The organism is Mycolicibacterium parafortuitum (assembly GCF_010725485.1).
In the GTDB taxonomy this organism is placed as follows: domain Bacteria; phylum Actinomycetota; class Actinomycetes; order Mycobacteriales; family Mycobacteriaceae; genus Mycobacterium.
In genome coordinates this window covers 4,517,852-4,534,440 of record NZ_AP022598.1, presented here as the reverse complement: position 1 = coordinate 4,534,440, position 16,589 = coordinate 4,517,852, and the positions used below count along the sequence as shown (strand labels likewise).

Sequence of the window (16,589 nt, the reverse complement as noted above, 5' to 3'; positions counted from 1 at the left end):
CGCACGCGCATTCTCGCCGCGATAGCATCGTTCTCCTGATATGAGAACAGTTGTTCTCACGCGATGCGGGAAGGTGGGCCGACAGCGTGCTCCGGGATATCAGGGAACTCACCGACGACCCGGCTGCCTACGCCGCGGAACTTGAGCGGCGCTGGGGCGGGCTGCTGAGCTACCGCTATATCGGACGCAACCATGGCTCGATGAACGTCGGACCGGCCGACGACACCGTCGCGGTCCGCCACGACATGCGCGACGGCACGGGAGGCATCCTGTTTGCCGTCTACGGTATCGCGTCCCCGGAGGGGGGCCTGATCACCGACATGGAAGCGGTGCCCAATCCGGTGGTTCACTCGTGCCAGATCATCGATCCAGGCGTCGATGTGCGTCGGTTCGAGGTCCGCACGGAGGATCTCAAGCGGGGGCAGCGGATGTCCTACAGCCGTTCGCTGATCGTGGACGCCGATCACCCTGACCGGGTGCTGGCACTGACCGAGGGCCAGGGCGTCTCGATCGGTGTCCCCCCCGAGGGTCTGGGAAAGATGGTGGTCGAGCCGATCGTGGTGGTGGATTCCCCCGACCTGCCGCCGTTGTGGCAGGTGTTCGGAGGAGCTCGGGTCGACGAGCGGACGTGGTCGCTGCCCGAGTTGACCGTCGATGTCGCATCACCTGATGCGGCGCTGCACATCGGACCGCAGTTCGTCGTGCTCGAGGCGGCTGCCAGGGGAATCGCGACCGAGGCGGCGGGTAGCGACGCGATCACCGGCGTCTCGTCGCACGTCATGTTCCTCGCACGCGGCAAGACCGGCCCGTTCCGGTACGTGTCCGAGGTGGTCGGGGACCAGAGATCCGCCGCGGGCACCCTCGCGACGCGCACCCTCGGCTACGACGACGGCGCGGGCGGGCGGCTGATCACGGTCGCATCGCATCTGTTCCGGCGAGGGTGGTCAACTCCCGCTTGACCACTTTCCCGACGTCGTTGCGGGGCAACCGTTCGACGAAGACCACGCGCACCGGCACCCGGTAGGGCGTCAGCCGGTCGCGGCACCACTGGATCAGCCCCTGTTCGGTGACTGCCTCGTCCTTGCGGACCACGAAGGCCCACGGCACCTCGCCGAGGCGGTCATCGGGCACGCCGACGACCGCTGCTTCCAGGACGCCGTCGGCACCCATCAGCACATCTTCGACGGTGCCCGGGAACACCTTCAGACCGCCGCGATTGATCATGTCGGAGACCCGCCCGTCGAGCCACAGGAATCCGTCGTCGTCGAACCAGCCCAGGTCGCCGGTATGGAACCAACCCTCGTCGGTGAGCCTGTCGTGAAACGCCGGATCGATCTTGCGCGCCGCGGTGGTGGGAGTGCGCACCAGCACCTCGTCCGCGGAGATCATCACGTCGATGCCGGGCAGCGGCCGGCCGACCGAGCCGAGTTTGGCCCCGCCGAACTCGCGCGCATCGGCGGCCGACCAACCGACCACTTCGCCGCCGAGTTCGGTCTGGCCGTAGGAATTGAGCACCAGCACACCGAACTTGTCGCGGAAGCGCGCGGCATGCACGGGTGACAGCGGCGCGGTGATCGAGCGGACGATCTTCAGCGGGGCAAGGTCGGTGACGGTCTCGTCGTGCAGCACCATGGTCAGCGCGGCGGGCGGCAGCACTGTCGACCGCAGCTGATGGCGGCCGATCAGGGTCGCGAACTCGCCCGGGGTGAAGCGATCCATCAGGATGACGCCGGCGCCCGCCCGGAACGCGAATAGCACCTGATAGATCCCGGCCCACAGCGACAGGGACAACGGCACCAGGTTCGGCATCGGCGCCCGCTTCGATTCTTCAACAGCGGGTTTCGGGCCCCTCAGCTTGGCGAGCAGTCGGTCGATCAGGTCGACCACGGTGGCATGCCGTAGCGGAACAGGCTTGGGTGCCCCCGTGGTGCCCGAAGTGAACTGCAGCAGCGCGACATCGGAGTCGTAACGCCGAGGAGTCCCGACAGCGGGGCGGGCCGGCGGGTGAACCGTCCACCCCGACCCGTCGCGGACATGGACGGGCAGACCGAAGTCCGCGAACCGGGAGGCGTGTTCGGCGGTGGTGACGACGGCGACGGGGGACAGTGTCTCGAGCTGGGAGCTCAATTCGGCGTCCGCGACCCGGGGATTCAACGGGGTGTAGACGCCTCCGGCACGCCAGGTGCCGAACAGCGCGGCCACGGTGGTGGGATCGTTGGGCAGCATCGCCGCCACCACCTGACCGATCTCCACCCCGGACGCGCTGAGCAGCGCGGCCAAACCGTCCGCGCCGGCGGACACCTCTTCGCGCGTGATGTCGGCAGCCACTGTGTGCACGGCGATCTCGGGCGCGTCGCCGAGCAGCTCGGCCAGGCTCATGCGTCCTTCTCCAGGGGCAGCCACTGCGGGGTTCGCTTCTCGGCGAACGCGACCGGGCCTTCGTTCTGGTCGGGGTGACCCCACATCGACGTCAGGTGCTTGGCACCTTCGCGGCAGGCATCGGTGAGACCCAGTTCGAGCGCACCCCACAGCGCTCGTTTGGTCGCACGCATCGCCGACGGGGAGTTCTTCGCGATCTTCTCGGCGAGTTGCTGGGCGACGTCGCGGAGTGTTTCGGGGGGATCGACGACCTGGCTGATCATGCCGAGTTCGTAGGCACGCGCAGCGGAGAGCAACTCATGGCTGCCGACCAGTGCCATGCGCATGACCGCCTCGGCAGGCATCTTGCGCATCAACGCGATGGTTTCCAACGCACTGACCTGACCGATCGACACATGCGGATCGAGAAAGGTGGCATTCGACGACGCGATGACGATGTCGGCGTCGGCCACCCAGTGCAGGCCACCCCCGGCGCACACGCCGTTGATCGCGGTGATGACCGGCTTGCCGACCTTGCAGTGCCAGGCCGTCAGCTTCAGGTCGAGGGTGCGCATCGTCTCCTGGAACTGGAGCACCGCCTCGCCGTCGAGCTCCTCCATATCGGCACCGACCTGGAACGCCTTGCCGTTGCCGGTGTGCACGATGACCCGAACTTGCGGATCGGCGTCCAATTCGGTCCATGCTCTGGGAAACTCGGCCCGCATCACGGCGTCGTAGGCGTTGAGCCTTTCGGGGCGGTCGTTGATGATCCAGCCCACCGGGCCGCGGCGTTCCACGACGAGCCTTCGATAGGTCACGGCACCTCCACCGAGTTGTCGGGTTGCCACACCGGACGACGCTTGTCCCGCCAGGCGCGAGCGCCTTCGGCGTGGTCGGGATGATCGCGCAGGCGCCAGATCTGCTCGGTGGCTTCGTGCCGGGCCTGGCTCAGCCCGACCTCAAGCGACCGCCACAGCGCCTTCTTGGTCGCACGCAGTGCGGTCGGTGAGTTGGCCGCGACGGCGGCCGCCAGCGACGCCGCGGTGGAGCGAAGCCGGTCGGCCGGAAGGACCTCGGAGACGATCCCCAATTCGCGCGCACGCTCGGCAGATATCCGTTCGCCCCTTCCGCTCAACGCCATCCGGGTGATCGCCTCCATCGGGGACTTCCGGATGAGGGTGATCGCCTCGTACGCGACAGCCTGTCCGACCGACACGTGGGGATCGACGAACGAGGCTTCTTCGGAGGCGATGACGATGTCGGCGTCGGCGACCAGATGCAAACCGCCGCCGGCGACGACACCGTTGACCGCAGCGATCACCGGTTTCCAGACGCCGCAGTGCCACGACGAGATCTTGAGTTCGGCATCCCGGGTCCGGCGCGAGTGCAGGCGCATCGCGGCCTTGTCACGGGCCACCTGCACCACGTCCATCCCGGTGCAGAACGCTTTTCCGTTGGCCGCGTTGACGATTACGCGTACCTCCGGATCGGCGTCGAGTTGTGCCCAGGCCTGTTCGAGCTCGTCGAGCATCAGGGCGTCGAAAGCGTTCGCCGCGTCGGGCCGGTTCAGGATCAGCCATCCGACTCCGTCGGCAGTCGACACGGTCAGCCGCTGGTAGCTATCGTCCACGAAACTCGGCCTCGCGTTTATCGCGGAATGCGGCCAGGCCTTCTTTGAAATCCTCACTGCGGCTGGACAGCTCGAGTGCCATCGCCTCATTGTGCAGGTGACGGTCCAGATCGAGGCCGATTCCGCTGTGCAGCAGCCATTTCGTCAGGCCGAGCGCCACCGTCGGCGCCTTGGCGAGGGTGTCGACAAGCGCGGCGGCGCTGCGGTCCAGGTCTTCCTCCGCGCATGCGTGGTGGATCACCTCCCACTCCGCGGCTGCAGACCCGGACAGTTCCTCGCCGAGCATCAGCAGTTTGCGCGTGCGCACCATCCCGATGAGCCGGGGGAGCAGCCACGCCGCGCCGCTGTCTGGGGTGAATCCGCGTGCCATGAACGGTTCCCAGAACTTCGCGGTGCCGGCAGCGACGCAGAAGTCCGAGGCCAGCGCCAGGTGGAAGCCGAGCCCGGCTGCCCAGCCACGCACCACCGTGACGATGGGGACCTGGGTCTCCGTCATCAGCGGGATGAGCCTGTTGGCCTTGTTGGGAAGTCGCCGCTGGGTGCTCCCGACGCGCGGCTTGCGTTCGGATCTGACGTTGTTGGCGATCAGGTCCGACCCCGCGCAGAAGTCCGGGCCTGTGGCATCGATGCGGATGACCCGCACCGACTCGTCGGTGCCCACGGCAGCGAGGTGCCCGATCAACGCGTCGAGCATCGTGTCGTCGACCGCGTTGCGGCGATCGGGGCGATCAAGCGTCAGCCGTAGCACTGGCCCCTGCTGTTCGGCCAGCAGGCCGGGCACACTCGGATAGTCCATGTGACGCTCAGTGTTCGGCGAATCGGGCCGACACCGCGGCGAGGAGTTCAGCCAGATCGGTTGCGCCGCCTGGTGGATCAGGGAGCCGCACCGGGCCCCGGTCACGGCTGGGCAGGAGCATCGTGGCGTGTCCGGGGGCGGTGACCTCGCCCCGGTGGTTGGTTGCGGCCAGTTCCACGTCGACGGCCGGGCGTTCTCCGTCGGCGAGGTACTTGCGGGTCACCGTTCCCGAGATCGTGTGCAGATCACCGACGTAGTTGAACAGCCGGAATTCGCAACCCAGCTTCCACAGCCACGCGTCGTCACCCATCCAGTCCGTGCAGAGGTGGATCAACCAGGTCTCGCGCATCCGGCCGTAGTCGTATGTCGTCGGATTTCCCGCGTTTCGGGCCGCGTCGGGTTCCCAGTGCACTCGCTGCTGGACGTCGGGCACGCCGTTGGCGTCCGGAGTGTAGAAGCGGGGGATGCGCCGGCGGTTGCGCCACGCCAACCGCAGCGGTCGAACCCCGTACATGCCCGTGCCCATGCCGACATGCCAGCACACCATATCGGTCACCGTCAGGGGTCCCTTCGTCAACGGGCCCAGGGCATCCCCCTCGGTGACGTCCTCCCACCAGCGGGGTTCCGCACCCCGCGGGACCTCACGGGCGTACCGGCTGTCGATCTCGGCGATCTCCTCAGGACTCCAGGTCTTCAGCTCCACGGCGGCGTACTTCTTGCGTCCTCGAGCCTTGCTGCGTTCGGTCCGGATCATGTTGCGGTACTGGCCGCCCAGGATGGTTCCGTCGTCGTCGCGGTAGACCTGCGCGGACCATTCGTGCACGGCGCGCTCGGCGAACTCGCTGCCCTTGTCCAGCGCCGCGACCAGGGCGCTGCGCCGGAACACCCGGTGGTCCGCGCGCAACGGAGCCCACCATTCCCGCGCCGAGGACGCGTAGAACGCATGCACCCCCCGCAGCGGGTCACCGCGGGTGAGTTCGCGTTCCTCGTCGGAGAGCACCGGCACCTCGTCCTCGCCGATCAGCGTGTCCCCTCCGATGAGGGCCGGCGGCGCGATGGATCCGCCCCAGACGGATTTGGCGGCGTACTCGGGGTCCGTCCACAGCGGGTTCGCGTCGCCGTAGCTCTCTGCCACGTGCCGGAATGCGTCCTCGTTGGGGCGGGTGTAGTGCGGCGGCTGGGGGTTGGGGACCGGGATGCCGATGGTCGCGCGCAACCTGGCCAGACCCTCGTCGGTGATCTGCCCCGTCGGGGAGGCCGTTTCTGCCATGAAATGCCTCCTCGTCGTGGTGATATGGGTATCGCGGCGACAGCGAGAATTAAGATACCCGAAAAGCGGAAACGACGTTAACGCGGTAGGGGCGACACGATGGATACAGAAGAACCGGGGATAACCGTCAGTGTGCGCGACGGTGTCCAACGGATCACGATTGACCGCGCTCGGACCGCAAACGCGTTGTCGCCGTTGGCCCGTGATGCGCTCACGGAGGCTTTCGCCGCGGCGCACGACGAGCCGGCCGTCCGCGCGGTCCTGCTCTGCGCTGCCGGGCAGAAGCACTTCTGTGGCGGTGCCGGGTTGTCGGCGCACGCGGCAGAGGCGGGCGCCGCCGCGCCGAGAAGCGAACGCCGGGCCGGCGATATCGCCAAGATGTTGCAGCAGGGCTGGCAGCGACTGATCAGCGCGGTGCTCGACTGTGACAAGCCGGTGGTCGCCGCGGTCAACGGTACGGCGGTGGGAGCCGGGGCGAGCCTGGTGCTGGCCTGCGATCTGGTCGTGATGTCGAGCGAGGCGCGCCTTGTCGAGGCGTTCGTGAATCGGGGGATTCTGCCTGATTCCGGGGCGGTCCATCTTCTGACGCGGATCGTCGGATTGCGCAAAGCAACCGAGTTGCTGATGCTCGGCGAACCCGTCGATGCCGCGACCTGCGCCGACCTCGGCCTGGTGAACCGGGTTGTCGCCCCGTCGGACGTGGACGGTGTCGCCGCCGAGCTCGCCGGCCGGCTCGCGCAGGGTCCGACGGTGATGCTGGGGCTGACCAAGCGCCTGCTGAAGGTGTCCTCGGAGTCCGGGCGCGACCGCGCGTTCGAGCAGGAGGCATGGGCGCAAGAGGTGGTGTCTCGGACCAGCGACCTCCAGGAGGGGCTGGCCGCGTTCGCGCAGCGTCGTCCCCCCAAGTTCCGTGGGTGCTGATCGCCGTCAGCGCGCTGCGGGCCCTCCGCGGATGACGAACGCCGACGGATCGTCGATCGTATCGATCGAGTCGGCGACCGATTCCGCGGTCAGCGCCGGATCCTCGATCCCGCTCGTCACTCCGATGAACACCCGCGACACCTTCCCTCCGCCCACCGAGTAGACATGGGCCGTGCGGTCGCAGTCGCGGTGTGCGAGGTAGACGACGACGGGTGTGACCAGCTCGGGGTCCATCGCCTTTCCCGCCTCACCCATGATGTCCTCGGTCATCCGGGTCCGGGCGATCGGCGCGATCGCGTTGACCGCGATGTTGTTGCGCGCGCCTTCGATGGCCAGCACGTGCATCATGCCGACCAACCCCATTTTCGCCGCGCCGTAGTTCGCCTGTCCGAAGTTACCGAAAAGTCCTGTACCAGAGGTGGTGTGGACGATTCTGCCGTAGTTCCGCTCCCGCATCACCGGCCAGACCGCACGGGTCACGTTGAACGCCCCGAGGAGATGGACGGCGATCACCGCGTCGACCTGATCGGCGGTCATGTTCTTGAACGCCGCGTCACGCAGGATCCCGGCGTTGTTCACCAGAATGTCGACCCGGCCGAAGGCGTCCATCGCGGCCGCGACGATCGCCGCGCCCCCGTCCTCGGTCGCCACCGAGGATGTCTCGGCGATCGCCGTGCCACCGGCGGCCGTGATCTCGTCGACCACGGCTTGTGCGGCCGACGTCGACGCGCCGCTGCCGTCGACGGTGCTGCCGAGGTCGTTGACCACCACCCGTGCCCCCCGGCGGGCCAGCTCCAGGGCGTGACAACGGCCGAGCCCTCTTCCTGCGCCGGTGACGATGGCGACCTCGCCGTCGAAGGTCATCGATGAACGCGCACGCGAAGTGGTGTGGTCTGGATTCATGGCTGAGAGGTTACATTTACGATAGAGAGAATATGCGTTTGCATCCGCGATGGCATCGGAGGAAGTCATGACGGGCTCGCCAGAGTTGCTGCGTACGGCCCGGGAACGGGCAGCGACGCTGCGCGAGCGCTACCGCGACGCCGGCTTCTGGTCGGATCGACCTACTGACCCGCTGCGGTCGGCGGCCTCGAAGCATCCGGACCGGCCCGCTGTGCGCGACCGCGCCCGCACACTCACCTTCGCCGAACTCGACGCACTGGTCGACCTCACCGGCCAGGCGCTGAAGGACTCCGGCGTGACGCGGTCCTGCCCCGTGGTGATCGTGGCAGGCAACGACGTGGACTCCGTGGTGGCCGTGCAGGCGGCGCTGCGGGTGGATGCGGTGGTGCTGCTGGTGGCACGCAGCGCAGGGGAAACGGGCGCCCGAGATGCGTTGACCCGCAGCGGTGCCCGTCACATGATGACGCCGAACTGCGACTGGCCGGGCTTGGCGTCTGCGGACTGCCGCACGGTCGCGGTCGCCCGGGCCGGCCAGGGACGCCGCCCGGACACCCCATTGCGCCCGGCCCGCGCGGCCGACGAACCGTGCTTCGTGCTGTACACCTCGGGCACCACCTCCCGGCCCAAGGGGGTGGTGCACTCGTTGAGCACGTTGACCAAGGCGTCGGCGAACTACATCGCCGCATCCGGCCTCGGAGCCGCCGACAGCATCTTCCTGATCAGCCCGCTCGCGTCGATCACCGGCGTACTGCAGGCTCTCTTCATCGGTCCGATGCTCGCCGCTCCGGTGGTGTTGGAAGACCGCTGGGACCCCAGCGGCACCTGCGATCTGCTGCTGGACGCCGGTGCGACCTGGTACGGCGGCCCGGATCGACTCCTCGACAGGCTGCTCGACGAGGTGGCGCGCCGCGGTGCGGAGGTTCCGCTGCGGGCGGTGTATCTCGGCGGTACGCAACTCGACCGGCGCATCGTCGAACGGGCCGAGGACGAGTTCGGCATCATCGTGATGCGCGCGTACGGGTCGTCGGAGGTGCCGGTGAGCACGTCCGGCCTACGTGAGGAGCCGAAGTCGCTGCGGCACAACGACGACGGGACTCTGCTGGCCGATGTGCAGGTGCGGGTGGGGTCGTCGGGTGAGCCGACCGAGTGCTGCATCAGCGGCCCGCACACTTTTCTCGGCTACACCGACACCGACGACGACGTGCATGCCTTCGATGGCGAATGGTTCCGCACCGGCGATGTCGCCGAGGTCGAGGACGGCCGCGTCCGGATCGTCGGGCGGATCAAGGACATCGTGATCCGCAACGGGCTCAAGATCGCGGCGGCCGAGGTGGACGAGGCAGTGCTGCGGATCGACGGGGTGCGGGAATGCGCCGCCTATTCGGTGCCCGATGCGACGACGGGGGAGCGGTTGGCAGTCGCGCTCGTGCTCGACGACGGCGCCGAGCTCTCGCTGGCCGACGTCGCCTCGGCGCTCACCGTCGCGGGTCTGCCGAAATACAAGCTGCCCGAGGAACTGGTGTTCTGGGAGCAGTCGCTGCCGCTCAACGCGAACGGGAAGGTCGAACGCAACACGCTGGCCCAGCGGGCCGACGGTCGACGCCGCGCGGTGGCCCCGCGCCTCGTCAGCGCGAACTGACCGGGTGGGCTGGGTGGAACACGGGAACGACGAAGCCGTCCTCGTCCTCGCGGAACGACACCGTCAACGCCATGCCGGCGCGAAGTTCGGCTGCATCGCAGCCTTCGACCGTACTCATCACCCGCGGCCCCTCCGCCAGGTCGACCATCGCGACCACGTACGGTGCGCGAGCGTCGAACGGTGCCGCGTTCTGGTGGACCACGCTCCACGTGTACAGGGTTCCGTGTCCGCTCGCAGCGACCAGCGCGACATCCTCACTCCAGCAGTGTGGACAGAATGGACGGGCATACAACGACTTCCGGCCGCACGATGCGCATCCGTTGACCATCAGGGTGCGGTCCTGGATCGCACTCCACCACGCGTGGCTGTCGGAATCGGCCACCGGCCGGTGTGGGCCCACGGGCACCTCCATCACTGCCTCCCGAGGATCATCGTCGCGCTGTGGGAAAAGAAGCCGCCCATCGCGTGCACGCACGCCAGGCGGGCGTCGGCGACTTGTCGGGCCCCGCATTCACCGCGCAGTTGCCGGACCGCCTCGACCATCAGGAACATTCCGCGCATACCCGGATGGCAGGACGCCAGGCCCCCGCCGTCGGTGTTGGTGGGCAGCGCCCCGCCGGGACGCAGCGCCCCGGACCCGATGAATGCCCCACCCTCACCTTTGGCGCAGAACCCCAGATCCTCCACGGTGAGAAGCACAGTCGAGGTGAACGAGTCGTAGAGCTGGCACACGTCGATCTCGGCAGGCGTGACTCCCGCCTGCGCGAAGGCACGCGGCCCCGAGATCGCTGCCGCCGAGGTGGTGAAATCCCGCCATTCGCTCATGCTCACGTGCGATGCCGCGTCAGCGTCACCGAGGATCCACACCGGATCTTTCGCGCAGTCCCGCGCCACCCGTTCGCCGGCGAGCACCACCGCGCCGCCGCCGTCGGTGCGCAGGCATACGTGCTTGGACGTGAACGGATCGGCGAGCATCGGCGCGGCGGCCACGTCGGCGATCGTGATGCGTTCCGACTCGAACGCGTCCTCGTTCATCGCCGCCCACTCGTGGGCGGCGACGGCGACCTCGGCCAACTGATCGACCGTGGTGCCGTATTCGATCATGTGTCTGCGCGCGGCCATCGCGTACTTCGCGATCAGCGTCGCGCCGTAGGGCGCTTCATAACCCATCGCGCCGCCGGTTCCCAGTGCGGCGGCCGATGCGCGTACACGGCGTTTGACGTCCGAACGGGCGGTCGAACCGTAGGTCAGCAGTGCGACGTCGATCTCGCCGGCGCTGATCGCCGCGGCGGCGTGTCCGGCGAGGACCTCCCACGAGGACCCGCCGACATTCGTGGAGTCGATCCACATCGGGCGCAGACCCAGATACTCGATGACATCCACGGGCGGCAGCAGGGTTCCGTGCCCCCCGAAACCATCGACGTCCTCCTTGCCGAGACCGCAGTCGGCGAGGGCGCGACGCGCTGCCTGCGCCATCAACGCCATCGCGGTCTTGTCCGGAACCCGCCCGCAATCGGAAAGGCCCACACCGACGATCGCAACGGGGTTCGTTGGCATATGTCATGGTTACCATATGGATAACGCGATTCACGGAAATGCCGAATCGTGGTTCTCAGTCGGCTAGCGTCAGGCTCTGATGACGTCATTGCGCCAGTCGCTGCGAAATGAGGGCCTGCTGCTCTGTTTGGCCTTGCTCAACTCCCGCACGCCCGAGGTCCCGGCCATCGCCGCGGCCTGCGGTTACGATGCGATCTACGTCGACCTCGAGCACACCGCGACGTCTCTGGACACGGTGGCGGTGATGTGCTCGGGTGCCGTCGGTGCGGGCATCGCGGCGCTGGTGCGCGTGCCCTCCCAGGATCCCAGTGTCATCGCCCGAGTGCTCGACGTCGGCGCGGCTGGAATCATTGTGCCGCACGTCAACTCGCCCCAGGAAGCGCGTGATGTCGTCGCCGCGGCACGTTTTCCCCCGCTGGGGCATCGCTCGATCTCGGGCCCGAACGTGCTGAGCGGATTCCGGCCGCGTCCTGCGCCCGAACTGGCGTCGTTCCTGGAGTCGCAGACGGTGGTCGCCGTGATGGTCGAGACTCCCGCCGCCGTCGCGGAAGTCGATGCGATCGCATCGGTCGACGGGGTCGACATGGTCCTACTCGGGCCGAGCGATCTGACCGCCGAGATGGGCATTCACGGAGACTATGAGAATGCACATTTCCATTATGCGGTAAGGTCTGTTGCAGCGGCATGCCGAAACCACGGTGTCGCGCTTGGAGTGGCCGGCATAAAGTCTGTTGACCTGCTGGAACGCTTCGTCGGGATGGGTCTGCGCTTCATCTCGGCGGGGACGGACGTCGGGATGATGACCGAGGCGGCCACGATGCGCGCCCAAGCGCTCCGGGGACTTGACGGCCGCCACGGACCCAGCGCCGGTTGAGCGAAAGCCACGCCAGGACAACAGGAGGACGGATGCCCACCGCGATCTACACCGAGCAGGTCACCGATTCGATGGCCTGGACTGGTGCCGATTTCACCAGCAAGGAGGACTTCTGCTTCGATCTGTCCTCGCGTAACGTCGGCGCGCTGCAATCGATTCTGGTCAAGACCGGCAACAAGGACCGCGACGACATCACGCCCGAGGATGCGCGTCATCCCGACCTCGACGACGACCTCGCCCGGTTGTATCAGGATCTGATGTACGGCAAGGGGTTGGCGTGCGTGCGCGGCTTCCCGGTCGAGCAGCATTCGATCGAGGAACTGGAGCGCATCTACTGGGCGTTCTGCACCCACCTCGGTTATCTGGTGTCCAACAACTCCTTCGGGCACCGCATGGTGCGGGTGCAGGAGGAGGTGCTGCCCAACGGGGTTCAGCCGGCACGCGGCACCAAGTCGCGGGCCGAGCTGGCGATGCACAACGACGCCGCCGACATCCTCTCGCTTCTGTGCGTGTATCCGGCGGCCCAGGGCGGGGAGAGTCAGTTCTCCAGCGGGCCGGCGGCGCACAACCGGATCCTGCGGGAACGTCCGGACCTGCTCGACGTGCTGTATCAGGGTTTCCCGCACCACCGCCGCAGCGAACAGCCCGACGACCAGCCCGACGTCACCCCGTACGACGTCCCGGTGTTCTCCCAGGTCGACGGACGCATCTGTCTGAACTTCACCTACAGCAGCATTCTTCCCGCGATGAAGACACTGGGGCGAGAGTTCACGCCCAAGCAGGAGGAGGCCATCGAACTGCTTCGCACCGTGCTCGTCGAGCAGCAGGTGGAGTTCCGTCTGGAGTCGGGGGAGGCCGCGGTCGCGAACAACTTCGCGATGTGTCACTCCCGCTCGGACTTCGTCAGCAGCACCGACCCGAAGAAGGCGCGGTGCTTCCTGCGGGCGTGGATGGAAGTGCCGCTCGAGGACCGGCGGCTGCCGCTCGGGCGCGAGTACTTCCACATGGAGAACAAGGACCTGCGGCTCGGTTACGACCCCGTCGAAGGCCGGGATGGTTCCGTCGCGCGCAACGATTACAAGAACGTCGACGCCGCATTGGCCGACATGTTCAAGGCCGCTCAGGCGAAACCCAAGCTGAAGAAGTGACCGGCAGCCCGCGGCCCCGGCTGGTTTACGAACGGTGGACCGACCCCGTCGCCGGAGAGGTGCTCGAGCGCTCCGATGTGGAACTGGTGAGACTAGACCTGGACGCATCCGACGACGACGGTTGGGCGAAACTGCGAACAGCCCACGGGTACCAGGTGGCGACCCGCACCGATGTGGCGCGCCGCCGCGACGGTGAACAGTGGCTGGCCGGTCCGGCCCTCGTGTCGCGGTGCGACAACCTGCTGGCGGTCTGTTCGGCCGGTGCCGGCTACGACGTGATCGATGTCGAGGCGTGTACCCGCGCCGGTATCGCGGTGTGCAACAACTCCGGGCCCGGCGCCGAGGCGGTCGCCGAGCACGCGCTCGGTTTCATGCTCGATCTGGCGAAGAAGATCACCGTCGCCGACCGCGCGCTGCGCGGTGGGGACATCGGCGACCGGCTGGCCCTGCGGGGCACTCAATTGCTGGGTAAGACGCTCGGCGTGGTCGGCCTCGGTGCGATCGGTGGCCGTCTGGTCGAGATGTGCGCACCGTTCGGTATGGAGGTGCTGGTCTTCGACCCGTATGTGGACGATTCGACCGCACGGCGGCGCGGGGTGGTGCGGGTGACGCTGGACGAGTTGGTCGAACGGTCGGACTTCGTGCAGGTGACGTGCCCGCTCACCAGCGAGACGAAGGGCCTGTTCGGCAGTGCCCAATTCGCGGCGATGAAGCCTTCCGCGTATTTCATCACCACAGCACGAGGACCGGTCCACGACGAGGCGGCGTTGCTCGACGCACTCGTCGGCGGGGACATCGCCGGCGCGGGTCTCGACGTCTTTCACGAGGAGCCGCCGCGCCACGACAACCCGCTGTTGCATCTGGACAATGTGGTCGCCACACCCCATACCGCCGGCATCACCGTCGAAGCCGCCCGCGACATCGCTGTCGCGACCGCGCAGCAATGGCAGACGATATTCGCCGGGGGGATGCCGCCGCGGTTGCTGAACCCGGAGGTCTGGCCGCGGTATTGCGAGCGGTTCTCCGACCTCCTCGGAATGCGTCCCACCGCACGGGTGGACCTGGAGAACGGGAGCACCGTCAGGTGACGAGCTACGACACCATCGATTTCGACGTCCGGGGACACACCGCGTGTGTGACGCTCAACCGGCCCGAGGTCCTCAACGCGATCAACGACGAGATGATCGCGGAACTGGCCGACGTGTACGCCGAGATCGAACGCTCGCAACACATCTGGACGGTGATCATCACCGGCGCGGGACGGGCGCTCTGCGTGGGCGCTGACGTCAACAAGGCGGCCGACCACGACATGGAGAACGCTCCTGGCATCGACAACCAGGGCGAGCCCGTGCTCAGTTCGATGCGGCAGTGGGACGCCCCTCAGGAAGCCACGCCGCCGTGGCTGCAGATGACCAAGCCGATCATCTGCGCGGTCAACGGAATCGCCTGTGGGGCAGGGATGGATCTGGTCACGACGGCCGATATCACCGTCGCGTCCGACCAGGCGAGTCTGATGGATCCGCATGTCAGCATCGGTGTGACCTCCGGCAGGGAGGCGGTCCGACTGGCGCGCATCCTGCCGCTGCCCGTCGCGATGCGCCTCGTCCTGATGGGCAGGCATGAACGGCTGGATGCCCAACGCGCCTACGATCTGGGTGTTTTCACCGAAGTCGTGCCCCATGACATGTTGATGGCCCGGGCCTGGGAGATCGCGGACGTGGTGAACTCGAATGCGCCTCTGGCGGTGCGCGGTTCGCGGATGGCGGTACGCAAAGGGTTGGCACTGCCCATCTATGAGGCCGAGCTGCTCGCCGAGAACTACCGGATGAAGGTCGCGCTGACCAAAGACGCCGTCGAGGGCCCGCGCGCGTTCCTGGAGAAGCGTCCACCGCAGTGGAAAGCGCTGTAGCGTCCGCCCCGCATCGCCGCCGGCAGCCGGCGGTGATCCTGCATCCTTCGGGCCGGCGGATCACGTTCGGCGAACTCGACACCGCGGCCAACAGACTCGGGCATTTTCTGCGACGTCATGGTCTGGTGGCAGGGGACACCGTCGCGGTGTTGATGGAGAACAACGAACACATCCACGCGGCGATGTGGGCAGCGCGTCGCTGCGGGTTCTACTTCACCCTGGTCAACACCCATCTCACCGCCAGGGAAGCGGCGTACGTCGTCGAAGACAGCGGTGCGCGCGCGATCCTGTCGTCGCACGCGTTGCGCGACCTGTGTGCCGAGCTGGAAGGTCATCTGCGCCTTCCGGATCCGGCGCTGATCGCCGACGGCGACCTGGCGGGCTGGCAGCGCTACCCCGACTGCGTCTTCGGTGAGCCCGATACCGACATCGTCGGGCAGCCCGAGGGGCAATTGCTCCAGTACTCGGCGGGAAGCACCGGGCAGCCCAAGGGAATCCGCAGGCCGCTGCAGTCGGAGACGGGCACAAGGCCGTCCCTGCCGACGCCGGTGTTCCAGGCGCTCGGGGTGTCGGACACATCGGTCTACCTGAGTCCCGCGCCCAGTTACCACACCGCACCGGCCATGTGGACGATGTCGGCGCAGGCGGTCGGCGCGACCACGGTGATGATGGAGAGCTTCGACGCCGAGGGCGCGCTGGAATGCATCGAGCGCTACCGGGTCACCCATGCGCAGTTCGTGCCGACGATGTTCGTGCGGATGCTGCGACTGCCCGACGACGTCCGCGGTCGCTACGACCTATCCAGCCTCGAGCGGGTGATTCACGCGGCCGCACCGTGCCCACCGGCCATCAAGCACCAGATGATCGACTGGTGGGGGCCGATCATCGACGAGTACTACGGATCCTCCGAAGGTGCGGGCATCTCGTTGATCACGGCCGAGGAGTGGCTGAAGCGGCCCGGATCGGTGGGCAGGCCCATCCTCGGGCGGCCGCACATCCTCGACGACGCCGGCGACGAACTGCCGGCCCGCCAGGTCGGCGACGTCTACTTCGAGGGCGGTTACCCGTTCGAGTACCTCAACGACGCGGACAAGACCGCAGCGTCGCGATCCGCCGAGGGCTGGGTCACCGTCGGTGACGTCGGCTACGTGGACGAGGACGGTTATCTGTACCTGACCGACCGCAGGCACAACATGATCATCTCCGGCGGAGTCAACATCTATCCGCAGGAAATCGAGAACGTGCTCATCAGCCACCCGGCGGTCGCCGACGTCGCGGTGTTCGGCGTTCCCGACGACGACCTCGGCCAGACGGTGATGGCCGCGGTCGAACTGGTGGACCCCGCGTCGGACCACGATGCGGCAGCCGACGAGCTGCGGGCCTGGGCACGGGCACACCTCGCGCCGCACAAGCGTCCGCGTCAGATCGTGTTCGAGGGGCGGTTGCCGCGCACCGATGCGGGCAAGCTGTACAAGCGGCGACTGGTCGACAGGTACGGAGCCGCTACCAGCGGTGCCGGTGGCAGGGATGATTCCCCACAGAAGTGACTTTCGGCCTCAGACAGCACCCGGTGCACCCGCCTAC

At 67.5% G+C, this 16,589-nt stretch carries 16 protein-coding genes; 8 read left to right on the top strand and 8 right to left on the bottom strand.

The window, feature by feature from the left end; all coding sequences use genetic code 11:
* Positions 1–86: 86 nt before the first annotated feature.
* Positions 87–959: a hypothetical protein gene (locus NTM_RS21445; protein WP_163767651.1), complete on the top strand. Its 873-nt coding sequence runs from the start codon at positions 87–89 to the stop codon at positions 957–959.
* On the opposite strand, the gene NTM_RS21440 is transcribed toward NTM_RS21445, so the two are convergent.
* From NTM_RS21440 to NTM_RS21420, 5 genes are read right to left on the bottom strand one after another with little or no spacing between them, the layout of a single operon-like run.
* A complete protein-coding gene (locus NTM_RS21440; protein ID WP_163767649.1) occupies positions 910–2,379 on the bottom strand; it encodes a class I adenylate-forming enzyme family protein in 1,470 nt (489 codons plus the stop codon). The two genes, NTM_RS21445 and NTM_RS21440, sit on opposite strands and share 50 nt — an antisense overlap.
* On the bottom strand, positions 2,376–3,176 hold the full coding sequence (locus NTM_RS21435) for an enoyl-CoA hydratase/isomerase family protein (protein WP_163767647.1): 801 nt from the start codon (positions 3,174–3,176) through the stop codon (positions 2,376–2,378). Before NTM_RS21435 ends, NTM_RS21440 begins: the two co-directional genes overlap by 4 nt.
* Positions 3,173–3,988 carry an enoyl-CoA hydratase/isomerase family protein gene (locus NTM_RS21430; RefSeq protein WP_272955238.1) on the bottom strand — a complete coding sequence of 272 codons (816 nt, stop codon included), beginning with the start codon at positions 3,986–3,988 and terminating at the stop codon, positions 3,173–3,175. Before NTM_RS21430 ends, NTM_RS21435 begins: the two co-directional genes overlap by 4 nt.
* Entirely contained in the window at positions 3,978–4,784 is an 807-nt protein-coding gene (locus NTM_RS21425; RefSeq protein WP_163767640.1) for an enoyl-CoA hydratase/isomerase family protein, read from the bottom strand. Before NTM_RS21425 ends, NTM_RS21430 begins: the two co-directional genes overlap by 11 nt.
* Positions 4,785–4,791: 7 nt before the next feature.
* Positions 4,792–6,054 (bottom strand): hotdog family protein, encoded by a 1,263-nt coding sequence (locus NTM_RS21420; protein ID WP_163767637.1) that lies wholly within the window; start codon positions 6,052–6,054, stop codon positions 4,792–4,794.
* Positions 6,055–6,249: 195 nt separating this feature from the next.
* On the opposite strand from NTM_RS21420, the gene NTM_RS21415 reads away from it, so the two are divergent.
* A complete protein-coding gene (locus NTM_RS21415) occupies positions 6,250–6,975 on the top strand; it encodes an enoyl-CoA hydratase/isomerase family protein (RefSeq protein ID WP_232079803.1) in 726 nt (241 codons plus the stop codon).
* Between the two features lie 6 nt (positions 6,976–6,981).
* Here the strand turns inward: NTM_RS21415 and NTM_RS21410 are convergent, their stop codons facing one another.
* Complete coding sequence (locus NTM_RS21410; RefSeq protein ID WP_104861032.1) at positions 6,982–7,839, bottom strand: SDR family NAD(P)-dependent oxidoreductase; 858 nt, start codon at positions 7,837–7,839, stop codon at positions 6,982–6,984.
* Between the two features lie 106 nt (positions 7,840–7,945).
* On the opposite strand from NTM_RS21410, the gene NTM_RS21405 reads away from it, so the two are divergent.
* Entirely contained in the window at positions 7,946–9,517 is a 1,572-nt protein-coding gene (locus NTM_RS21405) for a class I adenylate-forming enzyme family protein (RefSeq protein ID WP_163767634.1), read from the top strand.
* Here NTM_RS21405 and NTM_RS21400 read toward each other — a convergent pair.
* Entirely contained in the window at positions 9,504–9,929 is a 426-nt protein-coding gene (locus NTM_RS21400) for a Zn-ribbon domain-containing OB-fold protein (RefSeq protein WP_104861033.1), read from the bottom strand. The two genes, NTM_RS21405 and NTM_RS21400, sit on opposite strands and share 14 nt — an antisense overlap.
* The gene (locus NTM_RS21395; RefSeq protein WP_104861034.1) at positions 9,929–11,074 is read right to left on the bottom strand and encodes an acetyl-CoA acetyltransferase; all 1,146 of its coding nucleotides are present in this window, start codon (positions 11,072–11,074) and stop codon (positions 9,929–9,931) included. The genes NTM_RS21400 and NTM_RS21395 overlap by 1 nt, the downstream gene beginning before the upstream one ends.
* Positions 11,075–11,153: 79 nt before the next feature.
* Here NTM_RS21395 and NTM_RS21390 point away from each other — a divergent pair, with 79 nt between their 5' ends.
* From NTM_RS21390 to NTM_RS21370, 5 genes are read left to right on the top strand one after another with little or no spacing between them, the layout of a single operon-like run.
* On the top strand, positions 11,154–11,948 hold the full coding sequence (locus NTM_RS21390; protein WP_163767632.1) for an HpcH/HpaI aldolase family protein: 795 nt from the start codon (positions 11,154–11,156) through the stop codon (positions 11,946–11,948).
* A gap of 32 nt (positions 11,949–11,980) precedes the next feature.
* Positions 11,981–13,096, top strand: a complete 1,116-nt coding sequence (locus tag NTM_RS21385) for a TauD/TfdA family dioxygenase (RefSeq protein ID WP_083143711.1) — start codon at positions 11,981–11,983, stop codon at positions 13,094–13,096.
* Positions 13,093–14,184, top strand: a complete 1,092-nt coding sequence (locus NTM_RS21380; protein WP_163767630.1) for a hydroxyacid dehydrogenase — start codon at positions 13,093–13,095, stop codon at positions 14,182–14,184. The genes NTM_RS21385 and NTM_RS21380 overlap by 4 nt, the downstream gene beginning before the upstream one ends.
* Entirely contained in the window at positions 14,181–15,005 is an 825-nt protein-coding gene (locus tag NTM_RS21375; protein WP_163767627.1) for an enoyl-CoA hydratase/isomerase family protein, read from the top strand. The genes NTM_RS21380 and NTM_RS21375 overlap by 4 nt, the downstream gene beginning before the upstream one ends.
* Positions 14,990–16,552 (top strand): AMP-binding protein, encoded by a 1,563-nt coding sequence (locus NTM_RS21370; protein WP_163767624.1) that lies wholly within the window; start codon positions 14,990–14,992, stop codon positions 16,550–16,552. Before NTM_RS21375 ends, NTM_RS21370 begins: the two co-directional genes overlap by 16 nt.
* Positions 16,553–16,589 lie beyond the last annotated feature (37 nt).

Bases quoted from the DNA above. Each gene is read 5' to 3' on its own strand.
- NTM_RS21390 (WP_163767632.1), top strand. From the start codon at position 11,154: ATGACGTCATTGCGCCAGTCGCTGCGAAATGAGGGCCTGCTGCTCTGT.
- NTM_RS21395 (WP_104861034.1), bottom strand. From the start codon at position 11,074: ATGCCAACGAACCCCGTTGCGATCGTCGGTGTGGGCCTTTCCGATTGC.
- NTM_RS21410 (WP_104861032.1), bottom strand. From the start codon at position 7,839: ATGACCTTCGACGGCGAGGTCGCCATCGTCACCGGCGCAGGAAGAGGG.
- NTM_RS21405 (WP_163767634.1), top strand. From the start codon at position 7,946: ATGACGGGCTCGCCAGAGTTGCTGCGTACGGCCCGGGAACGGGCAGCG.
- NTM_RS21385 (WP_083143711.1), top strand. From the start codon at position 11,981: ATGCCCACCGCGATCTACACCGAGCAGGTCACCGATTCGATGGCCTGG.
- NTM_RS21440 (WP_163767649.1), bottom strand. From the start codon at position 2,379: ATGAGCCTGGCCGAGCTGCTCGGCGACGCGCCCGAGATCGCCGTGCAC.
- NTM_RS21400 (WP_104861033.1), bottom strand. From the start codon at position 9,929: ATGGAGGTGCCCGTGGGCCCACACCGGCCGGTGGCCGATTCCGACAGC.
- NTM_RS21425 (WP_163767640.1), bottom strand. From the start codon at position 4,784: ATGGACTATCCGAGTGTGCCCGGCCTGCTGGCCGAACAGCAGGGGCCA.
- NTM_RS21420 (WP_163767637.1), bottom strand. From the start codon at position 6,054: ATGGCAGAAACGGCCTCCCCGACGGGGCAGATCACCGACGAGGGTCTG.